The sequence below is a fragment of the uncultured Nevskia sp. genome, assembly GCF_903885465.1.
In the GTDB taxonomy this organism is placed as follows: domain Bacteria; phylum Pseudomonadota; class Gammaproteobacteria; order Nevskiales; family Nevskiaceae; genus Nevskia.
This window is the reverse complement of sequence record NZ_CAISIQ010000480.1, coordinates 1-3,398: the sequence shown is the minus strand read 5'-3', so window position 1 is coordinate 3,398 and position 3,398 is coordinate 1. Positions and strand designations below refer to the sequence as shown.

Below are 3,398 nucleotides of genomic sequence, written 5' to 3'. Positions count from 1 at the left end.
TTGGCGGCGGCAGCAGCTTCGAGCGCTTGTTCTCTTCTGGCTCGTAGCGCAAGGGCTGTTCGCGCCACAGCTTCGGAAACGCTTGCTTCAGGCGAGCAAGCTTCGGCAGATCGTTGACCAGCACGTAGCGCTGCTTCGGATGGTTCTGCACGAAGTTCTGGTGATAGCCCTCGGCCCGATAGAACGGGAACAGCGGCCGCATCTTGGTGACGATCGGGTGGGGCAGCAGCTTCAGGGCGTCGATCTGATTCATGTAGGCCACGGCGACCCGCGCCTCGTCCTTGCTGTCGGTGAAGATCGTCGAACGGTACTGGCTGCCGATATCCGGCCCCTGACGGTTCAGCTGGGTGGGATCGTGAGCGACGAAGAAGTAGATCTGCAGCAGCGTGCCGATGGTCAGTTGGGCCGGGTCGTACTCGATCAGTACCGATTCCGCGTGGCCGGTACCGCCACCGATCACGTTCGCGTAGTTCGCCGTCGATTTCAGGCCACCGGCATAGCCGGCCGTGACATTGCTGACGCCTTTCACGTGCTGGAAGATCGCCTGCATACCCCAATAGCAGCCGCCGGCGAGGATCAGCGTCGCCTTGCCGCTTTTCTCGGCGAGCGGCAGGTCATATTCCGGCGGCACCGGCGTGACCGGCGCCGACGGCGTTACCGCGAGTTGCGGCGCTTCGGCTTTCGCTGACGCCTCATCGGCCTGGACGAGGCCGGGTAGCGTCACCGGCATGGCTGCTGCTGCTGCCAGCAGCAGCCAGGCTGGCACGCCCACGCGCAGCTTGAAGCTCATACCCAAGCCAGGGCTCGCTGATGAAGCAGCGCTCGCCGCTTTCCGTGTTGTCATCGTCAAGCCCGAATCCGTATCCCGAAGCGTATACGCGGGATCAACCGGCCGAGATGCCGCCGTTGACGCTGATCACCTGGCCGGTGATCTTGCCGGCCTGCGGGCCGCCGAGGAAGACGATCATCGCCGCCAGATCGTCCGGCGAGCAGACGCCGAGGCTGGCCATGCTTTCCACCTGAGCAAAGAGCTTGGCGCTGAAGCCGCCTTTCTGCACATGCGCAGCCGTAGTCGTGCCGCCGATCAGCGACGGCGTCAGGCAGTTGACGCGCACGCCGAAACGCTTCGCTTCCATCGCCAGGGTTCGCGAGAACACGGTGATCGCCGCCATCGCCGCACCGAGGATGGTTTCGCCCGGCGTCGGCACCTTGGCGGCGTCGGAGGCAACGTTCAGGATCACGCCGCCGCGGCGCTGCTTCATGTACGGCAGCACCAGACAGCTCATGTGCATCGGCGCCAGCACCACGGACATCATCGTCGGGCCGATATCGGCAGCAGAGAGATTGATCAGCGGCTCCGGCGTGTAGCGGCTCATGTCGATCGTCGAGTTCAGCAGCACGTCGATGCTGCCCAGCTTCTCGTGCGCTTCGGCGACGGCGCGCTGCGCTTGCTCGAGCACGTTGGCATCGCCCTGGATGAAATACACAGAGGCTTCCGGGCAGGCTGCGAGCACAGCCTGACGGGCCTGTTCGCCGCGCTCGGCATTGCGGCCGACGAGGCCGATCCGGCGCACGCCGGCTTGGGCGAACTGGATGGCGCTGGCCAAGCCGACACCGGAGGTTCCGCCGGTGATCAGGACGCCGCTGTCAGCGTAGGCGTGGAAAACGACGTTCGGTGCTTCGGCCATCGGGTTTCTGCTCTATTGTAGGAGGGTGGAAAAATAGTAATCTGCCATACTAAATTAACGGTCGCATTTCGGCACCTTGCCGCATGCCCGTCGACACTCAGCATCACTTCGAATGCCAGTTACTGGAGAGGAGCCTCACTATGTCGCTTGACAAAAATATCGATCACGACAGTTTCTACATCGATGGTGACTGGGTTAAGCCCGCCACCAGCGCCCGCATCGACGTCATCGGTGCCAACACCGGCCTGAGCATCGGCAGCGTGCCCGAAGGCAGCAATGCCGATATCGACAAGGCCGTCGCCGCCGCCCGCAAGGCGCTCGATGGCCCCTGGGGTGACACCACCCCGGCCCAGCGCGCCGAGTACATGAACAAGTTCGCCGACGCGCTGGAAAAGCGCGCCGAGCGTCTCAGCCGTGCGGTCAGCAACCAGAACGGCATGCCGCTGGCGCTGTCCGAACAGCTGGAAGGCAGCTACGTCTGCGGCCTGATTCGCTACTACGCCGCGCTGACCACCAACATGGTCGTCGAAGAGCGTCGTCCGTCGCCGCTGGGCTTCGACACCCTGATCCGCAAGGGTCCGGTGGGCGTGGTCGGCGGCATCGTGCCGTGGAACTTCCCGGTCGTGCTGTCGATGATGAAGATCGGTCCGGCCCTGGCCACCGGTTGCACCATCGTCCTGAAGCCGTCGCCGGGCACCGTGCTCGATTGCTACATCGTTGCCGAAGCCGCCGCCGAAGCAGGCATCCCGGCCGGCGTCATCAACTGGGTGCCGGGCGGCCGTGAACTGGGCGCCTATCTGGTCTCGCATCCGGGTGTCGACAAGGTTGCCTTCACCGGTTCGACCGGCGCCGGCCGCAAGGTCGCTGAAGTCTGCGGTCGCCTGCTGCGTCCGGTCAGCCTCGAGCTGGGCGGCAAGTCGGCGGCGATCATCCTCGACGATGTCAAGATCGAACACCTGCTGCCGGGCCTGCACTTCGCCTCGTTCGGCAACAATGGCCAGATCTGTGCGCTGTCGTCGCGCATCCTGGCGCCGGCCAGCCGCTATGACGAGATCGTCGACGCGATCGCCGGCCTGGCCAAGGGCTTGAAGGTCGGCAGCTCGATGGACAAGGACACCCAGATCGGCCCGCTCGCTTCGGAAGAGCATCGCGCCCGTGTCGAAGGCTATATCGCGATCGGCAAGACCGAAGCCCGTCTGGTCGCCGGTGGTGGTCGTCCGAAGGATGCGGGTGATGGCTGGTTCGTCGAGCCGACCGTGTTCGCCGACGTTTCGAACAAGGCCCGTATCGCGCAGGAGGAAATCTTCGGGCCGGTATTGACGGTCATCAAGTACCAGAACGAGGAAGAGGCGATCAAGATCGCCAACGATTCCGAGTTCGGCCTCGGTGGCACCGTCTGGTCGTCGGACAGCAAGCGTGCACAGGCGATTGCCCGCCAGGTGCACACCGGCACCATCGGCGTCAACGGCTACATGATCGACATCGCGTCGCCGTTCGGCGGCATCAAGGCCAGCGGCCTGGGTCGTGAAATGGGTCCGGAGTCGCTCGCCGCCTACCAGCAGATCAAGTCGATCTATCTGCCGGCTGGCTAAGCTTCAGCGCAGCAAAAAGGCCGGTCACCTTCACGGGTGACCGGCCTTTTTTTGTGACCGCGTTTCAGGGTTTCAGCAGTTCGCCGGCAATGATCATCTTGCGCACTTCGGTGGTGCC

3 protein-coding genes are annotated in these 3,398 nt (G+C 64.1%); 1 reads left to right on the top strand and 2 read right to left on the bottom strand.

Annotated elements, in window-relative coordinates:
- Window positions 1-790: peptide-methionine (S)-S-oxide reductase MsrA (gene msrA, locus QZY06_RS18760; RefSeq protein WP_295686966.1), on the bottom strand; the 790-nt coding region annotated here is incomplete at its 3' end.
- Window positions 791-884: 94 nt separating this feature from the next.
- Window positions 885-1,688 carry an SDR family NAD(P)-dependent oxidoreductase gene (locus QZY06_RS18755; protein ID WP_295686965.1) on the bottom strand — a complete coding sequence of 268 codons (804 nt, stop codon included), beginning with the start codon at window positions 1,686-1,688 and terminating at the stop codon, window positions 885-887.
- Between the two features lie 140 nt (window positions 1,689-1,828).
- On the opposite strand from QZY06_RS18755, the gene QZY06_RS18750 reads away from it, so the two are divergent.
- A complete protein-coding gene (locus QZY06_RS18750; RefSeq protein WP_295686964.1) occupies window positions 1,829-3,280 on the top strand; it encodes an aldehyde dehydrogenase in 1,452 nt (483 codons plus the stop codon).
- Window positions 3,281-3,398: the final 118 nt, after the last annotated feature.

Bases quoted from the DNA above. Each gene is read 5' to 3' on its own strand.
- QZY06_RS18755 (WP_295686965.1), bottom strand. From the start codon at position 1,688: ATGGCCGAAGCACCGAACGTCGTTTTCCACGCCTACGCTGACAGCGGC.
- QZY06_RS18750 (WP_295686964.1), top strand. From the start codon at position 1,829: ATGTCGCTTGACAAAAATATCGATCACGACAGTTTCTACATCGATGGT.